The 21870-nt window shown below is 71.2% G+C and carries 20 protein-coding genes and 1 pseudogene; 13 read left to right on the plus strand and 8 right to left on the minus strand.

The genetic code is table 11. From position 1 onward, the window contains the following. Positions 1-2: 2 nt before the first annotated feature. Both RMT89_RS02555 and RMT89_RS02560 read left to right on the plus strand, forming a co-directional pair. Complete coding sequence (locus RMT89_RS02555; protein ID WP_315882239.1) at positions 3-1025, plus strand: oxidoreductase; 1023 nt, start codon at positions 3-5, stop codon at positions 1023-1025. Between the two features lie 49 nt (positions 1026-1074). After that, complete coding sequence (locus tag RMT89_RS02560; RefSeq protein WP_315882240.1) at positions 1075-2715, plus strand: ABC-F family ATP-binding cassette domain-containing protein; 1641 nt, start codon at positions 1075-1077, stop codon at positions 2713-2715. A gap of 326 nt (positions 2716-3041) precedes the next feature. Here the strand turns inward: RMT89_RS02560 and RMT89_RS02565 are convergent, their stop codons facing one another. The 4 genes from RMT89_RS02565 to RMT89_RS02580 form a co-directional block, all read right to left on the minus strand. Further along, a complete protein-coding gene (locus RMT89_RS02565; RefSeq protein ID WP_315882241.1) occupies positions 3042-4235 on the minus strand; it encodes a serine hydrolase domain-containing protein in 1194 nt (397 codons plus the stop codon). Between the two features lie 129 nt (positions 4236-4364). Then, complete coding sequence (locus tag RMT89_RS02570) at positions 4365-6722, minus strand: Tex family protein (RefSeq protein ID WP_315882242.1); 2358 nt, start codon at positions 6720-6722, stop codon at positions 4365-4367. Positions 6723-6831: 109 nt separating this feature from the next. Then, entirely contained in the window at positions 6832-6963 is a 132-nt protein-coding gene (locus tag RMT89_RS02575) for an LPFR motif small protein (RefSeq protein ID WP_015656449.1), read from the minus strand. A 78-nt stretch (positions 6964-7041) separates the two neighbouring features. Further along, positions 7042-7911 (minus strand): SCO6745 family protein, encoded by an 870-nt coding sequence (locus tag RMT89_RS02580; protein ID WP_315882243.1) that lies wholly within the window; start codon positions 7909-7911, stop codon positions 7042-7044. 116 nt (positions 7912-8027) lie between these two features. On the opposite strand from RMT89_RS02580, the gene RMT89_RS02585 reads away from it, so the two are divergent. Together RMT89_RS02585 and RMT89_RS02590 are read left to right on the plus strand one after the other, a co-directional pair. Beyond that, positions 8028-8987, plus strand: a complete 960-nt coding sequence (locus RMT89_RS02585) for a GlxA family transcriptional regulator (RefSeq protein ID WP_315882244.1) — start codon at positions 8028-8030, stop codon at positions 8985-8987. Positions 8988-9131: 144 nt separating this feature from the next. Next, a pseudogene (locus RMT89_RS02590) lies at positions 9132-9431 on the plus strand (DJ-1/PfpI family protein); the annotation flags it as partial. Here RMT89_RS02590 and RMT89_RS02595 read toward each other — a convergent pair. Next, a complete protein-coding gene (locus tag RMT89_RS02595) occupies positions 9418-10173 on the minus strand; it encodes an enoyl-CoA hydratase/isomerase family protein (protein ID WP_315882245.1) in 756 nt (251 codons plus the stop codon). The pseudogene RMT89_RS02590 and the gene RMT89_RS02595 sit on opposite strands and share 14 nt — an antisense overlap. A 113-nt stretch (positions 10174-10286) precedes the next feature. On the opposite strand from RMT89_RS02595, the gene RMT89_RS02600 reads away from it, so the two are divergent. Continuing rightward, complete coding sequence (locus tag RMT89_RS02600; RefSeq protein WP_315882246.1) at positions 10287-10907, plus strand: DUF308 domain-containing protein; 621 nt, start codon at positions 10287-10289, stop codon at positions 10905-10907. A 175-nt stretch (positions 10908-11082) separates the two neighbouring features. Beyond that, on the plus strand, positions 11083-11562 hold the full coding sequence (locus RMT89_RS02605; RefSeq protein WP_315882363.1) for an ATP-binding protein: 480 nt from the start codon (positions 11083-11085) through the stop codon (positions 11560-11562). A gap of 3 nt (positions 11563-11565) precedes the next feature. On the opposite strand, the gene idi is transcribed toward RMT89_RS02605, so the two are convergent. From idi to galE, 3 genes are all read right to left on the minus strand, one after another. Beyond that, positions 11566-12159 carry an isopentenyl-diphosphate Delta-isomerase gene (idi, locus tag RMT89_RS02610; protein WP_315882247.1) on the minus strand — a complete coding sequence of 198 codons (594 nt, stop codon included), beginning with the start codon at positions 12157-12159 and terminating at the stop codon, positions 11566-11568. Between the two features lie 166 nt (positions 12160-12325). Then, on the minus strand, positions 12326-13264 hold the full coding sequence (locus tag RMT89_RS02615) for a cation diffusion facilitator family transporter (RefSeq protein WP_315882248.1): 939 nt from the start codon (positions 13262-13264) through the stop codon (positions 12326-12328). A 133-nt stretch (positions 13265-13397) separates the two neighbouring features. Further along, positions 13398-14363 carry a UDP-glucose 4-epimerase GalE gene (gene galE / locus RMT89_RS02620; RefSeq protein ID WP_315882249.1) on the minus strand — a complete coding sequence of 322 codons (966 nt, stop codon included), beginning with the start codon at positions 14361-14363 and terminating at the stop codon, positions 13398-13400. Positions 14364-14639: 276 nt separating this feature from the next. Here galE and RMT89_RS02625 point away from each other — a divergent pair, with 276 nt between their 5' ends. From RMT89_RS02625 to RMT89_RS02655, 7 genes are all read left to right on the plus strand, one after another. After that, a complete protein-coding gene (locus RMT89_RS02625; RefSeq protein WP_315882250.1) occupies positions 14640-16433 on the plus strand; it encodes a DUF5941 domain-containing protein in 1794 nt (597 codons plus the stop codon). Beyond that, positions 16430-17182 carry a phosphocholine cytidylyltransferase family protein gene (locus RMT89_RS02630; RefSeq protein WP_315882251.1) on the plus strand — a complete coding sequence of 251 codons (753 nt, stop codon included), beginning with the start codon at positions 16430-16432 and terminating at the stop codon, positions 17180-17182. Before RMT89_RS02625 ends, RMT89_RS02630 begins: the two co-directional genes overlap by 4 nt. Further along, positions 17170-18231: an iron-containing alcohol dehydrogenase family protein gene (locus RMT89_RS02635; RefSeq protein ID WP_315882252.1), complete on the plus strand. Its 1062-nt coding sequence runs from the start codon at positions 17170-17172 to the stop codon at positions 18229-18231. The genes RMT89_RS02630 and RMT89_RS02635 overlap by 13 nt, the downstream gene beginning before the upstream one ends. Continuing rightward, positions 18209-18988: a CDP-alcohol phosphatidyltransferase family protein gene (locus RMT89_RS02640; RefSeq protein ID WP_315882253.1), complete on the plus strand. Its 780-nt coding sequence runs from the start codon at positions 18209-18211 to the stop codon at positions 18986-18988. Before RMT89_RS02635 ends, RMT89_RS02640 begins: the two co-directional genes overlap by 23 nt. Further along, positions 18985-19869, plus strand: a complete 885-nt coding sequence (locus RMT89_RS02645; protein WP_315882254.1) for a glycosyltransferase — start codon at positions 18985-18987, stop codon at positions 19867-19869. The genes RMT89_RS02640 and RMT89_RS02645 overlap by 4 nt, the downstream gene beginning before the upstream one ends. Before the next feature lie 96 nt (positions 19870-19965). After that, positions 19966-20895 carry an ABC transporter permease gene (locus RMT89_RS02650; protein ID WP_315882255.1) on the plus strand — a complete coding sequence of 310 codons (930 nt, stop codon included), beginning with the start codon at positions 19966-19968 and terminating at the stop codon, positions 20893-20895. Next, positions 20888-21655, plus strand: a complete 768-nt coding sequence (locus RMT89_RS02655) for an ABC transporter ATP-binding protein (protein WP_315882256.1) — start codon at positions 20888-20890, stop codon at positions 21653-21655. Before RMT89_RS02650 ends, RMT89_RS02655 begins: the two co-directional genes overlap by 8 nt. Positions 21656-21870 lie beyond the last annotated feature (215 nt).

Consider the following 21870-nt stretch of genomic DNA (forward strand, 5'->3'; position numbering starts at 1 on the left):
GCATGTCTGCCGAGTACGCGACCTTCGGCCTGGCACCGGCGATGCGTGCCGGTGGAGTCCTTGCCAACGGGGACTACCAAGTCCACCGGGACTTCGTGGACTTCATCGTCGACGGACGCCCGCTGCTGTTCCAGCTCTCCGACCTCGACGCCGTCTCCCCGCTCGCCTCCGACATCCCACCCGCGATCTTCACCGCACAGGTCCAGAGCCTTCTGCTGGAGGCGGACCCACCGCTTCCGGACGGCCGGTACGTCATCTACGGCTGCCCCGAGTGCGAGAGCCTGGCGTGCGGCGCGGTCACCGCGGCCATCGACAGAGCCGGCGACGACTTCATCTGGCGGGACTTCGCCTGGCAGACCGACGAGCACGCCGATCTGGAGCTCAACGGCTACCACGGCATAGGGCCCTTCCGCTTCGAGGGCGCCGAGTACCGGGCGGCGCTGGCCTCCCTGCTCGACCAGGCGCCCGTCGCGGCCCGCCGCCGTGTCCTGCTGATCGGCGCCCGTGTCGCCGTGCTGGCCAAGCTCGCCGCCGCCCTGCGCACCATCGGCATCGGCGCCGACATCACCCGCGACGCCGAGGGCGTCCCCGCCGACGAACTCCGTGCCTACGGCGCCGTCGCCTTCGGCCGCGCGGTCACCGAGGAGGAACGTACCGCCGTACGCCGGGCCTTCGACCGCGCCGGAGTCCAGGTGGCCTACGTCGACGGCCTGGCCCCGATCGTCCCGCTGCTGGTCGCCCAGATAGAGAACGCCCTGGACCGCAGCCCTGTGGAGCAGCGCCGGCTGACCCGTCTGGTCGCGGTGGACGGCGAGGCGGGCGTGGAGGTCACCTCACCGTGCCGGGTCCGCCTGACCGCGTACCGTCTGGACCGCCTGTACCGGACCCACGCCCATGAGGTCTTCGACGGCATCCTGGAGGCCGGCCGTCACCGCATCGCTCTCGACGCCAAGGCGGTGAAGGGGGAGGCGTACGTGGTGGCGCGGACCTCGGGAAGCGTGCTGGTGGAGGCGATGGCCCGGTGAGATGAGGAGATGAAGCCACCCGGCCCCGGCCATTAGGATTCGGGGTCTGATGACTGCCACCCTCGTCGTGAAGAACCTCGCCGCCGGCCATGGCGACCGCGCCCTGTTCAGCGGGCTCGACCTCGTCGTCGCGCCCGGAGACGTGATCGGGCTCGTCGGCGCCAACGGCGCCGGAAAGTCCACCCTGCTCAGGATGCTCGCCGGCCTGCTCGCCCCGGAGGAGGGCGAGCTGCGCCTCTCCCCGCCCACCGCGGCCGTCGGCCACCTCCCGCAGGAGCCGGAGCGGCGGCCCGGCGAGACCGTCCGCGCGTTCCTGGCCCGGCGCACCGGCGTCGCCGAGGCCCAGCGCACCATGGACGAGGCAACCCAGGCCCTGGTCGACGGGGCGCCCGGCGCCGACGACGCCTACGCGACGAGCCTGGAGCGCTGGCTGGATCTGGGCGGCGCCGACCTCGACGAGCGTGCCGAGGAGATCGCCGACTCCCTGGGCCTTGCCGTCGACCTGGACCAGCCGATGACCTCCCTCTCGGGCGGCCAGGCGGCGAGGGCCGGTCTCGCCTCACTCCTCCTGTCCCGCTACGACGTCTTCCTCCTCGACGAGCCCACCAACGACCTCGACCTGGACGGCCTGGAGCGCCTGGAGCGCTTCGTGGGCGGCCTGCGCGCCGGCACCGTCGTCGTCAGCCACGACCGCGAGTTCCTCACCCGCACGGTCACCAAGGTCCTCGAACTCGACCTCGCCCAGCAGCAGATCAACCTCTACGGCGGCGGCTACGCGGCCTACCTGGAGGAGCGGGACGTCGCCCGCCGACACGCGCGCGAGGACTACGAGGAGTACGCCGACAAGAGGGCCGCCCTCCAGGACCGCGCCCAGATGCAGCGATCGTGGATGGACAAGGGCGTGAAGAACGCGCGCCGCAAGGCGAGCAACGACAACGACAAGATCGGCCGCAAGTTCCGCAGCGAGGCCAGCGAGAAGCAGGCCGCCAAGGCCCGCCAGACCCAGCGCATGATCGAACGCCTCGACGTCGTCGATGAGCCGCGCAAGGAGTGGGACCTGCGCATGGAGATCGCCTCGGCCCCGCGCTCGGGAGCGGTGGTGGCGACCCTGCGCGACGCGGAGGTGAGCCGAGGCGACTTCACCCTCGGCCCGGTCTCCCTCCAGATCGACTGGGCGGACCGGGTGGCGGTCACCGGCGCCAATGGCGCGGGCAAGTCGACCCTGCTGGGGGCCCTGCTGGGCCGTATCCCTCTTACCTCGGGACAGTCGACGCTCGGCTCGGGCGTGCTGATCGGCGAGGTCGACCAGGCCCGCAAGCTCTTCCACGGCGAAGAGGCCCTGCTGGACGCCTTCAGCGCCGCGGTCCCGGACACCGAACCGGTCGAAGTGCGCACCCTCCTGGCCAAGTTCGGCTTGAAGTCCGACCACGTCCTGCGCCCGGCGGCCACCCTCTCACCCGGCGAACGCACGAGGGCCGCCCTGGCCCTCCTCCAGGGCCGGGGCGTCAACCTCCTCGTCCTCGACGAGCCGACGAACCACCTCGACCTCCCGGCCATCGAACAGCTGGAGTCGGCGCTCGACGCCTACGAGGGCACGCTGCTCCTGGTGACCCACGACCGGCGCATGCTGGACGCGGTCCATGTCACCCGGCGCCTGGAGGTCGCCGACGGCAAGGTGACCGAGCGCTAGGGGGTGTTTTGAAAGTCCCGCACAGCACCCACGGCGCCCGGCACGCACTCTCGCCGCACCGGCCAGAGACCCAAGTACGTCCAGTACGAGGGCCTTCGTCCGGCACGCCGAGGGCACGCACCGAACACCGCGGGCACCGCACAGGACTTTCAAAACACCCCCTAGCGCCGCGACAGGCAACGTTCGCCCCGTCGCGACGCCCGGCACGCACTCTCGCCGCACCGGCCGAAAGCCCAGGTACATCCAGTACGAGGGCTTCCGGCCGGCACGCCGAGAGCACGCACCGGACGCCGCTCCTTGACGGGCAGACGTTGCCTGCCGCGGCACTAGCTCCTGCCCTTGCCCTTCAGCAGCGCGCAGACGAAGTTCTCCTGGACGGCGCGGAGTTTCCGCAGGAGTTCCGGCTTGAGGGTCTGGTTGATCTGCGTGGTCGTGGAGAAGGTCAGGGACTTGCGCCCGTCCGGGGTGGCCGCCATCAGCTGGGTGTAGCCGGGTGTGTTGCCGGTGTGGCCGAGAACCACCCCGCAGCGCGTGGTGTACCGGAAGATGCCGAGACCCGCCTTGTTCTTGCCCGGCCCCGCGGGCTCGGACGCGCCGTCGATCCAGCCGCGCTGCTGTTGGACGACGTCCTGGCCGTAGAGCTTGCCCCCGGCGTAGCCGCGGATGAAGCGGGTCACGTCTGCGGGTGTGGAGACGATGCCGCCCGAGGCCCACACCCCGGACATGCCGATGAGCTCGCTGACGTCCTCCGGCGGCTCGGGCGGGGACACGTCGTAGCCGTGCAGGTAGGGCCTCGGCATGCGATAGCCCTGCGGCAGGCTGGTGTTGTGCAGGCCGAGCGGCCGGTACACCAGCTCCCGCAGCAGCCGCTCGTATCGTTCGCCGGTGGCCGCCTCGGCCATCAGGGCCACGGCGATGTTGTCGGAGTTGGAGTACTGGTAGCGGGTGCCCGCCGGGAAGTCGAGGGAGCGGCCGGCCACGTAGTCGAGCAGCTTGCGGGAGTCGAAGCGGTGGCGGGGGTTCGCGAACAGGGTCTCCAGGAACTCGGGCGAATCGGAGTAGTCCGGCAGGCCGCTGGTGTGGTTCAGCAGCTGGCGCAGGGTCACGGCGCCCCATGCGTCCGGCAGGTCCGGCAGCCGCTCGCCCAGGGTGTCGTCCAGGCTCAGATCGCCGAGGCCGACCAGGGACAGGGCGACCGCGCCGCTGAACGCCTTGGCGGCGCTGGCGATCCGCATGTGGTCGTGCGGCGAGGGCTTGCGCCCGGTGGCGAGATCGGCGACCCCGGCCTTCACGACCTGGGTCTTCCGGCCGTCCTTGAGCACCGCGATGATGCCGGGCGGACCGCCGGGGCTGCGGACCAGGGCGTCCAGCTGGCGCTGGAGGGCGGGGTCGGTGTCCGGCCGGGGGTGCGTGGCGGCGCCCGCGGTGGCGGGGGACAGCGGGGTCAGGGTCAGGCAGACCGTGACGAGACAGACCGTCCCCAGAAGGGGCCGGCGGGGGACGGGGCGGCGGATCGGCATGGGCACTCCAGGGAGGCGCTGGCTGGTCGCGGTCCAGCCTTGCGCCCCATGCGCCCATGAGCCGCTCCTGTTGCTGCACACGGCCCAACCGGCCTCCCCGTCGGGGCGGGAGGCCGGTGGGGCCGTCCGTCAGCGCTTGCCCTTCTTCGGTTCCAGCAGACCCGCGCGGCGCAGCGCGTCGGCCATCGCGCTGTTCGCCGGAGGCGGCGCCTGGCGCGAGCCACCGCCACCGCCGCCCCGCCCCTGCCGCTGCTGCGGCGGACGCCCGCCGCGCTGCTGCCGGCGCTCACCGCCGCCGGACGGGCCCTGCGCAGCGGCCTCGTCGTCCAGCCGCAGCGTCAGCGAGATCCGCTTGCGCGGGATGTCGACGTCGAGGACCTTCACCTTGACGATGTCACCCGGCTTCACCACGTCCCGCGGGTCCTTCACGAACGTCTTCGAGAGCGCGGAGACGTGCGCGAGACCGTCCTGGTGGACGCCGACGTCGATGAATGCCCCGAACGCCGCCACGTTCGTCACGACGCCCTCCAGGACCATCCCGGACGACAGGTCGGAGATCTTCTCGACCCCCTCCTTGAAGGTGGCCGTCTTGAAGGCGGGCCGCGGGTCGCGCCCGGGCTTCTCCAGCTCCTTGAGGATGTCGGTCACCGTCGGCAGACCGAACGTCTCGTCCACGAACTCCTGCGGCTTCAGCGACCGCAGCACACCGGTGTTCCCGATGAGGGACGCCACCTCCTGGCCGGACGTCTTCACCATCCGCCGCACCACCGGGTACGCCTCCGGGTGCACGCTGGAGGCGTCCAGCGGGTCGTCGCCGCCCCGGATGCGCAGGAAGCCCGCGCACTGCTCGTACGCCTTCGGGCCGAGCCGGGGGACCTTCTTCAGCTCGGAGCGGGACGTGAAGGGACCGTTGGAGTCGCGGTGCGCCACGATGTTCTCGGCGAGTCCGGAGGTGATGCCGGAGACCCGGGCGAGCAGCGGGGCGGACGCGGTGTTCACGTCCACGCCGACGCCGTTCACACAGTCCTCCACCACCGCGTCCAGCGACCGCGACAGCTTCACCTCGGACAGGTCGTGCTGGTACTGGCCGACGCCGATCGACTTCGGGTCGATCTTCACCAGCTCGGCGAGCGGGTCCTGGAGCCGGCGCGCGATGGAGACGGCGCCGCGCAGCGACACGTCCATGTCGGGCAGCTCCTGCGAGGCGAACGCGGAGGCCGAGTACACGGAGGCGCCGGCCTCGGACACCATCACCTTGGTGAGCTTCAACTCCGGGTGCTTGGTGATGAGTTCACCGGCGAGCTTGTCGGTCTCGCGGGACGCGGTGCCGTTGCCGATCGCGATCAGCTCGACCGCGTGCTCCTCGGCGAGCCGCGCGAGCTTGGCGATGGCCTCGTCCCACTTGTTGGCCGGGACGTGCGGGTGGATGACATCGGTGGCGACGACCTTGCCGGTCGCGTCGACCACGGCCACCTTGACGCCCGTACGGAACCCGGGGTCCAGGCCCAGCGTCGCGCGCGTGCCGGCCGGCGCGGCGAGCAGCAGGTCCCGCAGGTTCGCCGCGAAGACGTTGACCGCCTCGTCCTCGGCGGCCGTACGCAGCCGCAGCCTGAGGTCGATGCCGAGGTGCACCAGGATCCGGGTCCGCCAGGCCCAGCGGACGGTGTCCTTGAGCCACTTGTCGGCCGGGCGGCCCCGGTCGGCGATCTGGAACTTCGAGGCGACGATGGCCTCGTACGAGGACGGCCCGTCCGTCGGCTCCTCCGGCTCCAGGACGAGGTCGAGGACCTCCTCCTTCTCGCCGCGCAGCATCGCCAGGATCCGGTGCGAGGGAAGCGCGGTGAACGGCTCGGCGAAGTCGAAGTAGTCGGCGAACTTGGCGCCCGCCTCCTCCTTGCCCTCGCGCACCTTGGCGGCCAGCCGCCCGCGCACCCACATGCGCTCACGCAGCTCGCCGATCAGGTCGGCGTCCTCCGAGAACCGCTCGGTGAGGATCGCCCGGGCGCCGTCGAGGGCGGCCTGCGCGTCGGCCACGCCCTTGTCGGCGTCGACGAACGCGGCGGCCGCGGCCAGCGGGTCCACGCCCGGATCGCCCAGCAGCCCCTCGGCGAGCGGCTCAAGACCGGCCTCGCGCGCGATCTGCGCCTTGGTCCGCCGCTTCGGCTTGTACGGCAGATAGATATCCTCCAGGCGCGCCTTGGTCTCGGCGCCCCGGATCCGCGCCTCCAGTTCGCCGGTGAGCTTGCCCTGCTCACGCACCGACTCCAGGATCGCCGTCCGCCGCTCCTCCAGCTCCCGCAGATAGCGCAGCCGCTCCTCGATCGTGCGCAGCTGCGCATCGTCGAGCATCTCGGTCGCTTCCTTGCGGTAGCGGGCGATGAAGGGCACCGTCGAGCCGCCGTCGAGCAGCTCGACGGCAGCCTTCACCTGCCGCTCCCGTACGCCGAGTTCCTCGGCGATCCTGCCTTCGATGGACCCTGTTGCCATGGATCCGCTGGACCCGGGTGTCGTCACGATCCCGTACCGCCTTCTCACTGAGGTTGCGCGGCAATTGTGGCAGGTGACACCGACAGCCGGGGATCAGGGCGGGTCCGCGTCAGGCCCTGCGCCGCCGCGCGCCACCGGACGCGCCGCCGAAGAGCCGGGCGAGCGCCCGGAACGGCAGCGTCACGACGGTGGCCACGGCCCCACCGATCTGCCGTAGAACGTCTGCAATGGCACGGAACACGAGCATCCCCTTTCCTCTCCGGCCACGTCGGCCGGTAGGGACCGGGTACCTCGCCCGCGCGGCGGCATGCGCCGTGGATCAGGCCTTGCCGATCAGATCGGCGGGGAACGCGCCCGCGGCCAGTGCCGTACGGACGAAGCCCGAGCCGAGTTCGGTCAGCCGGGCCACGCCTTCCGCGCCCAGGTGCGCGTAGGGAGCCCGGTCCAGGCGGTCGGTCTCGCGCTCGATCTCGTCGCGCAGCGCGATGCCCTGTCCGGTCAGTTCGTCCGAGTCGTCCAGCAGGCCGCGCTCACGAAGCCGGGCGCAGGCCGCGTCCCACTCCTCCTGGTTCCAGCCGCGGGTGACGAGCTGCCACTTCGGGGTGAAGCCCCGGCCGGTCGCGGTGTGCGTCACCAGCGCCTCCAGGCCGTCCAGTTCCGCGGACATCAGCGCGGCGAGATGACCGTCGCCACGGTGCTCGCGCAGCAGCGTGGCGGCGTGGAAGTACGCCATGTGCGGCTCCTCGGGGACCGGCAGGTCCGCGTGGGCGGCGTACAGCGGCCGCGCGTGGCGCGCGCACGCCTCGGTGGCCCGCAGCGCCAGTTCCGCGGCCTCGGCCAGCTCGGCGGAGGCGATGGTCTCCTCGCCGAGCAGCCGCCGCAGCATGGCGTCGACGGCACGCGCGCGTGCCGCGAGGACCTGCTGGGGCGTGGCGGTCTGCCACACGGCGGGGACATGCCGGGCCACGGCCTCGTACTTGTAGTTGTAGAAGGTGGCTGTGACCGTGCCGGGCCCGACGGCGCCGAGGGCGGCGGCCCGCACCGCGAAGTTGACGGCCTTGGGGTGGGTGATCCCGAGTGCACCCGCTTCCTTGCCGAGTTCGGGCGCGAAGTAGTGCATGGAGTGCAGCGTGTTGAGCGCGTTGTGGCAGCGGCGGCCCGCGCGCGGATCCAGGGCGGCTGTAGTCATGCCCGGCAGGTTACCGACCGCTTGGTATCCCCGGTCCAGAGGGCAGGCACCTGGTGGCAGGAAAGGTGGGGAACTCGTCATTGCGGCCATGAGCCCGCCCGCCAAGAATCGGGGGCATGACGCAGCGAACGGTTCTCCTGCTCCTTTTCGACGGTGTGCAGAGCCTCGATGTCACCGGCCCGCTGGAGGTCTTCACCGGCGCGGAGAAGCAGGCGCCGGGCGCCTACCACATCCGTACGGCCTCCCTGGACGGCGCTCCCGTCCGCAGCTCCAGTGGCCTGACCCTCGTACCGGACACGTCCCTCACCGACGCACCACTCCCGCACACCCTCCTCGTCCCGGGCGGCCAGGGCACCCGCGGACCTGACCCTCGGCTGACCGCCTGGCTGCGCGATCACGGACCGCGCGCCGAGCGCCTCGTCTCCGTCTGCACCGGAGCGATCCTGCTCGCCGAGGCGGGGCTTCTGGACGGCCGGCGGGTGACGACCCACTGGGCGTACTGCGCCAAGCTCGCCCGCGACCACCCGGCCGTCGAGGTCGACCCCGATCCCATCTACGTCCGCGACGGACACGTCTCCACCTCCGCCGGTGTCACCGCCGGCATCGATCTCGCGCTCGCCCTCGTCGAGGAGGACCTGGGCCGGGACACCGCCCTCACCGTCGCCCGCCACCTGGTCGTCTTTCTGCGCCGACCGGGCAACCAGGCCCAGTTCAGCGCGCAGCTCGCCGCCCAGACCGCCCGGCGCGAACCGCTCCGGGACGTCCAGCAGTGGATCATCGAGCACCCGGCCGAGGACCTCGGCGTCGAGTCGCTCGCCGCCCGCGCGGGACTCTCCCCGCGCCACTTCGCCCGGGCCTTCCGTGCCGAGACCGGCACGACCCCCGGCCGCTATGTCGACCGGGTCCGCCTGGAACACGCCCGCCGCCTCCTGGAGGACACCGCCGGGGGCGTCGAGGAGATCTCCCGCGCCAGCGGCTACGGCACCCCCGAGGCCATGCGCCGGGCCTTCCTCAAAGCCCTCGGCACGGCCCCGGCGGAGTACCGCCGGCGCTTCCACACCACGCCGGCGCACTGAGGCCCGGCGAGGCAACAGGCGGAGTCCCGCCGTCGGCCGGTGCAGTGGTGCAGGGACGCCGGCCGCCAAGACCCGTATCGCCTGCGTCGCGAGCTCCCCGTGCGCCGCTCGCGGGAACACAGGCCGCAAGGACATGGAGGCCATCAGGGGCGCCGGGCGACGTCGCACTGGCTGGCCCTGGACTTCCTGAAGCCGTTCGGTGTCGAGCCCACGGGGGAGCGGGTGGTCACCGACGGCAAGTACGTCACCGCCGCCGGGGTCTCCTCGGGCATCGACATGGGTCTGACGCTCCTCGGGCGCATCGCGGGCGACGAACACGCCCAGGCCGTACAGCTGTTGACGGAGTACGACTCGCAGCCGCCCCACGACGCCGGTTCGCCCGAGAAGGCGCCCGCGCACCTCGTGGCGGAGTTCCGCTCCCAGAGCCGCTTCATCCTGACGTAGGAACGGTCCAGCTGAACTGCGGCTGCCGGCGCTGCAGAAACGCGGCGACCCCCTCCGCGAGGTCGTCGCTGCCGCGCGCCTGCTCACTCCAGTGGGCGTCGCGGTCGAGGCGGCCGTTCGCGAACTCCTTGGCCGCCGCCTGCGTCAGCTGTGAGCGGCTGACCAGGACCCGGGTGAACTCCGCGACCCGCTTGCCCAGTTCGCCGGTGGGCAGCACCTCGTCCACCAGACCTGTGCGCAGCGCCCGCGCGGAGTCGATCAACTCGCCGGAGTAGAGCAGGTACTTGGCGGCGGCGGGGCCCGTCAGCGCCACCAGCCGCCGGGTGGAGGAGGCCGGGTACACGATGCCCAGCTTCGCCGGCGTCACCCCGAACAGCGCACCCTCCTCGGCGAACCGCAGATCACAGGCCGCCGCGAGCTGAGTCCCGCCGCCCACGCAGTGCCCGCGCACGGCGGCCACCGTCGGCTTGGGGAACGCGCCGAGCGCGTCCTCGGCACGCCTGGCGAGGCCCTGCGCCTCCTCGGGCGTGTCCTGGAGCGCGCCGATGTCCGCCCCGGCGCAGAACGTGGCGCCCGCCCCGGTCAGCACCAGCGCCCGCACCCGCGGATCGGCGGCCAGCGTGTCGAGCAGCGGCGGCAGCGCGGCCCACATCGCCGACGTCATGGCGTTGCGCTTCTCGGGGTGGTGGATGACGACGGTGGCGACCGAGTCGGTGACGCTGTGCAGCAGCTGCGGCTCCATGCGCCGGATGTTATCCGGCCCACCGGACGGCCGATCAGGAAGGGCGGCGCGGAGAGTTACGGCACAGGGTGCACAGGGGACCCGGAGAAGCAGGATCGATCGAGGAGGCGCTGATGGCCGACTCCACCCAGCAGCTGCGCCGCGGTTTCGGCTGGCTCGCCGCGCTCGGCGTGCTGCTCGTCCTCGCCGGGCTCGTCGGCCTGATCTACACGGCGGCCGCCACCCTCACCTCGATGCTGCTGTTCGGCTGGCTGCTGCTGATCGGCGGCGCGGTCGGCCTGCTGCACGCGATCCAGGCCCGCGGGACCAACTTCTTCTGGCTCGGTGTGGTGGTCGCGGCGCTGAACATCGCGGCCGGTGTGGTGATCATCGCCAGGCCGGAGGCGGCGGCCGAGGCGCTGACCATGTTCGCCGCGCTGCTGTTCCTCACCGGCGGGGTGTTCCGGCTGGCCGGCAGTGCGGTCGTGCGCGGCCCCCAGTTCGGCTGGACACTGCTCCAGGGCGCCTTCGACCTGCTGCTGGGCATCCTGGTGCTGGCCTCCTGGCCGAGCGACAGCAAGTACGTCATCGGCACCTTCTTCGCGCTCGCGCTGCTCTTCGACGGGCTCGGACTGATCGCGACGGGCTACGGCGGGCGGCGCGTGGTGGGCATGGTCTCCGACGCGATGGACGCCGAGACCAAGGCCGCCACGGCCTCCGCACCCGACACCACCAAACCCGTACAACCCGAATAGTTCGTAAAGTCGGCACAGGGGGAACAGGACCGGTCCCGCACATGACCACGTCATGCGTCATCGGTCAGAAAGCGCTCGAAAATCGCTGACTTCTGGTCAGTTCCATGGACCGGAGCGGCTCGTTACCAACACTCGACTCGTGGTGACAATCGAGCGCAAGGGTGGCGACCGGACGATGGAGAACCACGGGCGCGGGCCCGCCCCACGCCCAGCAGGCGACCCACTGCCCTACGAGGGCGTGTGGAGGTTCACCGCCTCGGCCGTCGACGCGTCCGTCCCGCAGGCGCGGCACGCCGTACGGGATCTGCTGTACCGCCAGGGGGTGCCGCTGACGGACGACCAGGTGCACGCCGTGCTGCTGATCGTCTCGGAGCTGGTCACGAACGCCGTCCGGCACGCGGCGCTGCTGTCGCCGATGCTCGCCGTGGAGGTCGCCGTCGGCGCCGAGTGGGTGCGGGTGTCCGTGGAGGACAACCACCCCTACCGCCCGACCGCCCTGGAGGCCGACCACGGCCAGACCGGCGGGCGCGGGCTGCTGCTGGTGCGGGAGGTCACCCGGGAGGCGGGCGGTGTCTGCGATGTCGAGCACACCGCGAGCGGTGGCAAGGTGATCTGGGCCGCCCTGCCGCTCAAGCCCGCGCACGTGGTGCCGTAGCGCTCACCAGCCGGCGGACGACCCCGTCAGTTCGCGTACCGCGGGGCGGGCCGCGTCCAGCACCGTCATGAACCAGGACGAGAAGGTGTCCTTCGCGTGCCGCTCCGCCAGTTCCCCGGGCGTCACGAAGGCGGTGTCGCCGACCTCATCCGGGTCCGGCCGCAGCGGGGACTGCACCAGGCCCACGAAGAGGTGGTTGTACTCCTGCTCCACCAGGCCCGAGTCCGGGTCCGGGTGGTTGTAGCGGACCGTGCCCGCCTCCGCCATCAGCGACGGCGAGACCCCGAGCTCCTCGTACGTCCTTCGGGCCGCCGCAGCGAAGGGCGCCTCACCGGGGTAGGGGTGGCCGCAGCAGGTGTTGGACCACACACCGGGGGAGTGGTACTTGCCCAGCGCCCGCTGCTGCAGCAGCAGCCGGCCCCGCTCGTCGAAGAGGAACACGGAAAAGGCGCGATGGAGCTGCCCCGGCGGCTGGTGGGCGGCGAGCTTCTCCGCGGTGCCGATCGTCACACCGTTCTCGTCGACCAGTTCGAGCAAAATCTCCGCTGCGGTGCCGTTCGACGGAGTGTGCGTCGCGGCGGCAGGTGTGATCGGCATACCCATCCTTCACATCGGTTGTGCGCCCCAAGTGTGCCGCACGAATCCGGCACTCCCGGCAGTTGATCGTGCCCGGCGCGGCGAAGGCGGAACCCTGGCGCCGCCCGGCTGTGGGAGTGAAGACGCCGCCGCGCGCCGGACCGCTGCGCTCCGTCGCGGACCGGTTTCAGTGGCAGAGCTTCGCCTCGTGCTCGGCGTGCCCGGAGGGCTCCAGCTGGAAGGTGCAGTGCTCCAGGTCGAAGTGCTCGCCGAGGCAGCCCTGGAGCTCGTGGAGCATCTTCTCGTGGGCGGTCACGCTGAGCGTCTCGGAGCTGACGACCACATGCGCCGAGAGCACCGGCATACCGGAGGTGATGGTCCACGCGTGCAGGTCGTGGACGTCCTCGACGCCCTCCAGGGCCAGTAGGTGGGCGCGTACCTCGGTCATGTCGACGTCCTTGGGGGCCGCCTCGAGGAGGACGTCGAGGGTCTCGCGGAGCAGCTTGACGGTGCGCGGCACGATCATCAGGCCGATGATGAGCGAGGCGATCGGGTCGGCGGCCTGCCAGCCGGTCGTCAGGATCACCACCGCGGAGATCAGCACCGCCACCGAGCCCAGTGCGTCCGCGGCCACCTCAAGGAACGCCCCGCGGACGTTCAGGCTCTCCTTCTGGCCGCGCATCAGGAGACTGAGCGAGATCATGTTCGCGACCAGACCGATCGCGCCGAACACGATGGTCAGCCCGCCCTCGGTGTCGGCGGGCGTGATGAACCGCTGGATCGCCTCGTAAAGGACATAGCCGCCGACGACGAGCAGCAGCAGACAGTTCGCGAGCGCGGCGAGGATCTCGGCGCGGGCGAAGCCGAAGGTGCGGTTGCCGGTCGCCGGGCGGTTCGCGAAGTAAATCGCCAGCAGCGCCATGGCGAGCCCCACCGCGTCGGTCGCCATGTGCGCGGCGTCCGCGACCAGCGCGAGCGAGTCGGCGACGACACCGCCGATGATCTCCACCACCATGACGGTGAGTGTGATCGACAGCGCGATGCGCAGCCTGCCGCGGTACGCCGCCGTCGCTGTACCGCCGGCGTGACCGCCGTGCGCGTGTCCGTGATCGTGCCCAGCCCCCATGGAAGCCGCCTCCTGTCGTCGTGTGCGGCTCACAGTGAACTACGGGTGGGGGGTATCGGGCAACGCGGCACTGAACACCGTTGTCATATGCCCTGACCTGGGGAAACGATCCGCAGGTCAGGGCGCTGCGCGGTCATCCGCCGTGGTGCAGCAGCCATCCGCGCCAGGCGGAGTCGACCATCTCGCGCACCGAGCGGGAGGCGGTCCAGCCGAGTTCCTCGGCGGCCCGCGCGGCCGACGCGACGGCCCGCGGCGCGTCCCCGGGGCGGCGGCCCCCCACCACCGGCGGCCGGGCGTCGCCGGTGACTTCGCCGATGACGTCGATCAGTTCGCGCACGGAGACGCCCTCGCCGCGGCCGATGTTGACCGTCAGATCGCCGATCGGGTCGGCGAGCCGGCGCGCGGCGGCGAGATGGGCCTCGGCCAGGTCGGCGACATGGATGTAGTCGCGGACACAGGTGCCGTCCGGTGTCGGATAGTCGTCGCCGAAGATCCGCGGGGCCTCGTCGCGGGTCAGCCGGTCGAAGACCATGGGCACGATGTTGAAGACGCCGGTGTCGGCGAGCTCGGGCGCGGCGGCGCCGGCCACGTTGAAATACCGCAGACAGACCGTGGAGATTCCGTGTGCCTGTCCGGCGGCCCGGACCAGCCACTCGCCGGTGAGCTTTGTCTCGCCGTACGGGTTCACCGGCGCGCACGGGGTGTCCTCCGTGATGAGGTCCACATCCGGGTTGCCGTAGACGGCGGCCGAGGAGGAGAAGACGAACCGCCGGATGCCGGCCTCGGCCACCGCGTCCAGAAGCGTGGCCAGACCGCCCACGTTCTCCCGGTAGTAACGGGTGGGCTGCGCCACGGACTCGGCGACCTGCTTGCGCGCCGCGAGATGCACCACACCCGTCACCGCGTGCTCCGCGAGCACCCGCTTGAGCAGGTCGCCGTCGAGGGACGAGCCTTGGACCAGCGGCACTCCGTCCGGCAGCCGCGCGGGCACCCCGGCCGAGAGGTCGTCCAGCGCCAGCACGCGCTCGCCGGCCTCGGTCATGGCCCGCGCCACGTGTGCCCCGATGTACCCCGCCCCGCCTGTGATCAGCCATGTCATGGTCGACCACCCTATGCTCAGGCCCCGCCGCCGTAGAAAATGCGGCAAATGTCCGCTCTGGAAGTGCGGTTTGTGGGCCGGGCCCCGTTTCCCCGATGATGATCGCGGCAAGGCGTGTGCGAACCACGTCGATCGGGCCGTGAAACGGGCGGTGAACGCCGCGTTCCCGAGATCCGATAGCCTCTGCCGACATGCCGCCCGGGTGTCACGGACCAGGGGCGCCCCACCATGTCAATGACCGGCGCCCGCGCGTCGGCACCCAGGGAGTGAGTTCGGTTGTCGACCGCCATCCTCACCGGCCAGCCGGTCCCCGGATCGTCGATCGAGGGTGATCTGCGCTCCCTCGGCTTCGACGTCCGGACCGCCGCCGACGCCGCGGAGGCCGAGACGCTGCTGGCCCAGGTACCGGGCCAGGAGCGGGTCGCCGTGGTCGACGCCCGCTTCGTCGGTCATGTCCACGCGCTGCGCCTCGGCCTGACCGACCCGCGCTTCCCGCTCGCCGCGATCTCCGGTGCCGTGACAGCCCAGCCCGCCGCCCGCCAGGCCCTGACCCGGGCGCTGGCCCGGGAGAACTCCGCCGGCGGCACCACCCTCGTGGACAGCCTCGCCGACCGCCTCGTCGAGGCCCTCGACACCGAGGTGCACCGCCCCGAACTCGGCAGCCTCGTCGCGGAGGTCCCCGCCGGCCCCCAGGCCCGCAACGAGGCACGGCAGGCCGTCGCCGCCGTCGACGACGAGGCCGTACGCCTGAAGTCGGCCGTCAAGGCCCGCGACGGCTTCTTCACCACCTTCTGCATCAGCCCCTACTCCCGCTACCTCGCGCGCTGGTGCGCCCGCCGGGGCCTGACCCCCAACCAGGTCACCACCGCGTCCCTGCTCACCGCGCTCATAGCCGCGGCCTGCGCGGCCACCGGCACCCGCGGAGGCTTCGTCGCGGCCGGCGTGCTGCTGCTGTTCTCCTTCGTGCTGGACTGCACCGACGGCCAGCTCGCCCGCTACTCGCTGCAGTACTCCACCCTCGGCGCCTGGCTGGACGCCACCTTCGACCGGGCCAAGGAGTACGCCTACTACGCGGGCCTCGCCCTCGGAGCCGCCCGGGGCGGCGACGACGTATGGGCGCTCGCCCTCGGCGCGATGGTCCTGCAGACCTGCCGCCATGTCGTGGACTTCTCCTTCAACGAGGCGAACCACGACGCCACCGCCAACACCAGCCCCACCGCCGCCCTCTCCGACAAGCTCGACAGCGTCGGCTGGACGGTCTGGGTGCGCCGCATGATCGTGCTCCCGATCGGCGAGCGCTGGGCGATGATCGCCGTCCTGACCGCGGTCACCACACCGCGGATCACCTTCTACGCCCTGCTCATCGGGTGTGCCTTCGCCGCCACCTACACCACGGCGGGCCGCGTGCTGCGCTCTCTGACCCGCAGGGCCAGGCGCACGGACCGGGCCGCCCAGGCGCTGGCCGACCTCGCCGACTCCGGCCCGCTCGCCCAGGGCTTCGCCGAGGCGCTCAAGAACCCCGCGCGGGGGCTGCCGGGCTTCACCGCGCCCGCCGTAGCCCTGCTGGGCGGTCTCGCGGTCGTCGCCACCGCCGCGCTCACGGACTTCGGCGGACCGTGGCCCGTAGTCGCCGCCCTCCTCTACGCGGTGACCTCGGGCCTCGCCGTCGCCCGCCCCCTCAAGGGCGCCCTCGACTGGCTCGTCCCGCCGTTCTTCCGGGCCGCGGAGTACGGCACCGTGCTCGCCCTCGGAGTTAAAGCCGGGGTAAACGGAGCCCTTCCTGCGGCTTTCGGCCTGGTGGCCGCTGTCGCCTACCATCACTACGACACGGTCTATCGCATCCGCGGCAACGCGGGCGCGCCCCCGCACTGGCTGGTGCGGGCGATCGGGGGGCACGAGGGCCGGACGCTGGTGGTCACGGTGCTGGCCGTGCTGTTCACCGCCGCACAGTTCAAGGTCGCGCTCACGGCGCTCGCCGTGGCCGTGGCCCTGGTGGTGCTCGTCGAGAGCATCCGTTTCTGGGTCTCCGCTGGAGCCCCTGCCGTACACGATGAAGGAGAACCCGCATGATCGGCCTCGTGCTGGCGGCCGGCGCCGGACGGCGTCTGCGCCCCTACACCGACAGCCTTCCCAAGGCTCTGGTGCCGGTGGGCCCCGCGGGCATAGAAGGCGAACCGACGGTTCTCGACCTCACCCTCGCCAACTTCGCCGAGATCGGTCTGACCGAGGTCGCGATCATCGTCGGCTACCGCAAGGAGGCCGTGTACGAGCGGAAGGCGGCGCTGGAGGCGAAGTACGGCCTCAAGCTCACCCTCATCGACAACGACAAGGCCGAGGAGTGGAACAACGCCTACTCCCTGTGGTGCGGCCGTGACGCCCTCAAGGACGGCGTGATCCTCGCCAACGGCGACACCGTCCACCCGGTCTCCGTCGAGAAGACGCTGCTCGCCGCCCGCGGCGACGGCAAGAAGATCATCCTCGCCCTCGACACCGTGAAGTCGCTCGCGGACGAGGAGATGAAGGTCGTCGTGGATCCCGCCAAGGGCGTTACGAAGATCACCAAGCTGATGGACCCGTCCGAGGCCACCGGCGAGTACATCGGCGTCACCCTCATCGAGGGCGACGCCGCCCCCGAGCTGGCCGACGCCCTGAAGAAGGTCTGGGAGACCGACCCGCAGCAGTTCTACGAGCACGGCTACCAGGAGCTCGTGAACCGCGGCTTCACCATCGACACGGCGCCGATCGGCGCCGTTCAGTGGGTCGAGATCGACAATCACGACGATCTCGCCCGCGGACGGGAGATCGCGTGCCAGTACTGACCCGGCTGATTCCCTCCCCCGTTGTCGTCGACATCCGCCCGGGTGCCCTCGACGACCTGGGCTGTGTGCTCGCCGACGAGCGTGTCTCGCACTCCGGCAAGCTGGCCGTCGCCGTCAGCGGCGGCTCGGGCGCGAAGCTGCGGGAGCGGCTCGCGCCTTCGCTGCCCGGTGCCAGTTGGTACGAGGTCGGCGGCGGCACCCTCGACGACGCGGTGCGGCTGGCCGGCGACATAAAGGCCGGCCACTACGACGCGGTCGTCGGGCTCGGCGGCGGCAAGATCATCGACTGCGCCAAGTTCGCCGCGGCACGGGTGGGCCTCCCGCTGGTCGCCGTACCGACGAACCTCGCGCACGACGGTCTGTGCTCGCCGGTCGCCACCCTCGACAACGACGCGGGCCGCGGCTCCTACGGTGTGCCGAACCCGATCGCGGTCGTCATCGACCTCGACGTCATCCGCGAGGCCCCGGTGCGGTTCGTGCGCGCCGGGATCGGGGACGCCGTCTCCAACATCTCCGCCATCGCGGACTGGGAGCTGGCCAACCGCGTCAAGGGCGAGAAGATCGACGGCCTGGCCGCCGCCATCGCCCGGCAGGCCGGCGAGGCGGTGCTGAGGCACCCGGGAGGCATCGGGGACACCGACTTCCTCCAGGTGCTCGCCGAGGCGCTGGTGCTCAGCGGCATCGCCATGTCGGTGTCGGGCGACTCCCGCCCGTGCTCCGGCGCCTGCCACGAGATCAACCACGCGTTCGACCTGCTCTACCCGAGGCGGGCCGCCGCCCACGGTGAGCAGTGCGGACTGGGCGCGGCCTTCGCGATGTATCTGCGCGGCGCCCACGAGGAGTCGGCCTACATGGCCGGGGTGCTGCGCCGGCACGGGCTTCCGGTGCTGCCGGACGAGATCGGCTTCAGCACGGACGAGTTCGTCCGGGCCGTGGAGTTCGCCCCGCAGACCCGGCCAGGCCGCTACACGATCCTCGAACACCTCGACCTGAAAACCGACCAGATCAAGGACATCTACGCCGACTATGTCAAGGCCATCGGTAGCTGAACTCCGTCCGGTCGTCCACCCCGCGGGGGTGAAGGACCGGCGCAGCGGTGAGCACTGGATGGGGCGCCTCTACATGCGTGAGGTGTCCCTGCGGGTCGACCGCTACCTGGTCAACACCAGGGTCACGCCCAACCAGCTCACCTACCTGATGACCGTCTTCGGTGTGCTCGCGGCCCCGGCACTGCTCGTGCCGGGGATCCCGGGCGCCCTGCTCGGCGTGGTCTGTGTCCAGCTGTACCTGCTGCTGGACTGCGTCGACGGCGAGATCGCCCGCTGGAAGAAGCAGTACTCGCTGGGCGGCGTCTACCTCGACCGCGTCGGCGCCTACCTCACCGACGCCGCCGTGCTCGTCGGCTTCGGGCTGCGCGCCGCCGACCTGTGGGGCCCCGGCCGTATCGACTGGCTGTGGGCCTTCCTCGGCACGCTGGCCGCGCTCGGCGCCATCCTGATCAAGGCCGAGACCGACCTGGTCGGTGTCGCCCGGCACCAGGGCGGGCTGCCGCCGGTCAAGGAGGCCGCCGCCGAGATGCGCTCCTCCGGCATGGCCCTGGCCCGCCGGGCCGCCGCCGCGCTGAAGTTCCACCGGCTGATCCTCGGCATCGAGGCGTCCCTGCTGATCCTGGTGCTGGCGATCGTCGACCAGATGCGCGGCGACCTGTTCTACACGCGGCTCGGCGTGGCGGTGATGGCCGGCATCGCCCTCCTCCAGACCCTGCTGCACCTGGTCTCCATCCTCGCGTCGAGCAGGCTGAAGTGAGCGCGCCGATGAAGGTCGGCGCGGTCATCATCACGATGGGCAACCGCCCCGACGAACTGCGAGCCCTTCTTGACTCGGTCGCCAAGCAGGACGGCGACCGCGTCGAGGTGGTCGTGGTCGGCAACGGCTCGCCGGTGCCGGACGTGCCCGAGGGCGTGCGCACCGTCGAACTGTCCGAGAACCTCGGCATCCCCGGCGGCCGCAACGTCGGTATCGAGTCCTTCGGCCCCAGCGGCCGCGACGTCGACATATTGCTCTTCCTCGACGACGACGGGCTCCTCGCCCAGCACGACACCGCCGAGCTCTGCCGCCAGGCCTTCGCCGCCGACCCCCGGCTCGGCATCGTCAGCTTCCGCATCGCCGACCCGGAGACCGGCGAGACCCAGCGCCGCCACGTCCCCCGGCTGCGCGCGGCCGACCCGATGCGCTCCTCCCGGGTCACCACCTTCCTCGGCGGCGCCAACGCCGTCCGCACCCAGGTCTTCGCCGAAGTCGGCGGCCTCCCGGACGAATTCTTCTACGCACATGAGGAAACCGACCTGGCATGGCGGGCCCTCGACGCGGGCTGGATGATCGACTACCGGTCCGACATGGTGCTGTACCACCCCACGACCGCTCCCTCCCGGCACGCGGTCTACCACCGCATGGTCGCCCGCAACCGCGTCTGGCTCGCCCGCCGCAACCTCCCCGCGCTGCTGATCCCGGTCTACCTGGGCGTCTGGATGCTGCTCACCCTGCTGCGCCGCCCGTCGCGGCCCGCGCTCAGGGCATGGTTCGGCGGCTTCCGGGAAGGCTGGACGAGCCCGTGCGGCCCCCGCCGGCCCATGAAGTGGCGTACGGTGTGGCGGCTGACCCGGCTGGGCCGTCCTCCTGTCATCTGACAAGCTTCACTGAACGCACAGGAGGTCCACACCCAGGCCTCAGGCTCACGGCATGCCCGCACAGGCTGCGCATCCCGAAGACGAAAGTTTCCACTAGTGAGTGAGACAACGCACGACGGACAGGTCGCGGTGACCGCGCCGCCGTCGCCCGACGAGGGACTCACGGCGGCCGAACTGGCCGCCAAGTACGGGCTGAGCGTCAGCGGCGCCCGCCCCTCGCTCGTCGAGTACGTCCGCCAGCTCTGGGACCGGCGTCACTTCATCCTCGCCTTCTCGCGGGCGAAGCTGACCGCCCAGTACAGCCAGGCCAAGCTCGGCCAGCTCTGGCAGGTGGTGACACCGCTGCTGAACGCGGCCGTGTACTTCTTCATCTTCGGCGTCATCCTGGAAGCCGACCGGGGCATGTCCCGCGAGGTGTACATCCCGTTCCTGGTCACGGGCGTGTTCGTGTTCACCTTCACCCAGAGCTCGGTGATGGCGGGCGTCCGCGCGATCTCCGGCAACCTCGGCCTGGTCCGCGCCCTGCACTTCCCGCGCGCCGCGCTGCCGGTCTCCTTCGCGCTGCAGCAGCTCCAGCAGCTGCTCTTCTCGATGATCGTGCTGTTCGCGGTGACCATCGCCTTCGGCAGCTATCCGGACCTGTCCTGGCTGCTGATCGTTCCGGCGCTGGCCCTGCAGTTCTGCTTCAACACCGGCCTCGCGCTGATCATGGCCCGGGCCGGCGCCAAGACGCCCGACCTGGCGCAGCTGATGCCGTTCGTGATGCGTACCTGGATGTACGCGTCCGGTGTCATGTACTCCATCCCGATCATGCTCGCCGACAAGCCGCAGTGGATCGCCGACGTCCTGCAGTGGAACCCGGCCGCCATCTACATGGACCTGGTCCGCTTCGCCCTGATCGACGACTACGGCTCCGAGTGGCTCCCCGACCATGTGTGGGCGGCCGCGGGCGGCTGGTCCCTGCTCTTCGCCGTCGGCGGCTTCGTGTACTTCTGGAAGGCGGAGGAGAGGTACGGCCGTGGCTGACACCCGGGTCCCCACCGTCATCGCGGACGAGCTGCACATCGTCTACCGCGTCAACGGCGCCAAGACCGGCAAGGGCAGCGCCACCGCGGCCCTCAGCCGCATACTCAAGCGCGGCGAGGAGCGGGGTGTGCGCAAGGTGCACGCCGTACGCGGTGTGTCCTTCACCGCCTACCGCGGCGAGGCCGTCGGCCTGATCGGCTCCAACGGCTCCGGCAAGTCCACGCTGCTGCGCGCCATCGCCGGGCTGCTCCCCGCCGAGAAGGGCAGGGTCTACACCGACGGCCAGCCCTCCCTGCTGGGTGTGAACGCGGCCCTCATGAACGACCTGACCGGCGAGCGGAACGTCATCCTGGGCGGGCTCGCCATGGGCATGTCCCGCGAGGAGATCAAGGAGCGCTACCAGGAGATCGTCGACTTCTCGGGCATCAACGAGAAGGGCGACTTCATCACCCTCCCGATGCGCACCTACTCCTCCGGCATGGCCGCCCGTCTGCGGTTCTCCATCGCCGCCGCCAAGGACCACGACGTCCTGATGATCGACGAGGCGCTGGCCACCGGTGACCGCAAGTTCCAGAAGCGCTCCGAGCAGCGCATCCGGGAGCTGCGCAAGGAGGCCGGCACGGTGTTTCTGGTCAGTCACAACAACAAGTCGATCCGAGACACCTGTGACCGTGTGCTGTGGCTGGAACGCGGCGAGCTGCGCATGGACGGCCCGACCGACGAGGTCCTCAAGGAGTACGAGAAGTTCACGGGCAAGTAGTCCACCCCGGACCGGCTCACCCGGCCCACCTCGCTTCCCACGGCCCCGCCGGAACCCTTCCGGCGGGGCTCCGCGTCTGCAAAGGAAACGTCAACTTCGGCTGGCCTTGGGAATCTTGGGACCAATCGGTGTGTTCTTGTGATGCGCAGGACACCCCGGGGAACCACCGTGCGCTGTACAACGTAAGCTGTACCGGTCCCCAATCGCGGCAAGTG

Origin of the sequence: Streptomyces sp. P17 (genome assembly GCF_032436805.1) — a bacterium.
Classification (GTDB): Bacteria; Actinomycetota; Actinomycetes; order Streptomycetales; family Streptomycetaceae; genus Streptomyces.

Bases quoted from the DNA above. Each gene is read 5' to 3' on its own strand.
- RMT89_RS02555 (WP_315882239.1), top strand. From the start codon at position 3: ATGTCTGCCGAGTACGCGACCTTCGGCCTGGCACCGGCGATGCGTGCC.
- RMT89_RS02560 (WP_315882240.1), top strand. From the start codon at position 1,075: ATGACTGCCACCCTCGTCGTGAAGAACCTCGCCGCCGGCCATGGCGAC.
- RMT89_RS02565 (WP_315882241.1), bottom strand. From the start codon at position 4,235: ATGCCGATCCGCCGCCCCGTCCCCCGCCGGCCCCTTCTGGGGACGGTC.
- RMT89_RS02570 (WP_315882242.1), bottom strand. From the start codon at position 6,722: ATGGCAACAGGGTCCATCGAAGGCAGGATCGCCGAGGAACTCGGCGTA.
- RMT89_RS02580 (WP_315882243.1), bottom strand. From the start codon at position 7,911: ATGACTACAGCCGCCCTGGATCCGCGCGCGGGCCGCCGCTGCCACAAC.
- RMT89_RS02585 (WP_315882244.1), top strand. From the start codon at position 8,028: ATGACGCAGCGAACGGTTCTCCTGCTCCTTTTCGACGGTGTGCAGAGC.
- RMT89_RS02595 (WP_315882245.1), bottom strand. From the start codon at position 10,173: ATGGAGCCGCAGCTGCTGCACAGCGTCACCGACTCGGTCGCCACCGTC.
- RMT89_RS02600 (WP_315882246.1), top strand. From the start codon at position 10,287: ATGGCCGACTCCACCCAGCAGCTGCGCCGCGGTTTCGGCTGGCTCGCC.
- RMT89_RS02605 (WP_315882363.1), top strand. From the start codon at position 11,083: ATGGAGAACCACGGGCGCGGGCCCGCCCCACGCCCAGCAGGCGACCCA.
- idi (WP_315882247.1), bottom strand. From the start codon at position 12,159: ATGCCGATCACACCTGCCGCCGCGACGCACACTCCGTCGAACGGCACC.
- RMT89_RS02615 (WP_315882248.1), bottom strand. From the start codon at position 13,264: ATGGGGGCTGGGCACGATCACGGACACGCGCACGGCGGTCACGCCGGC.
- galE (WP_315882249.1), bottom strand. From the start codon at position 14,363: ATGACATGGCTGATCACAGGCGGGGCGGGGTACATCGGGGCACACGTG.
- RMT89_RS02630 (WP_315882251.1), top strand. From the start codon at position 16,430: ATGATCGGCCTCGTGCTGGCGGCCGGCGCCGGACGGCGTCTGCGCCCC.
- RMT89_RS02640 (WP_315882253.1), top strand. From the start codon at position 18,209: ATGTCAAGGCCATCGGTAGCTGAACTCCGTCCGGTCGTCCACCCCGCG.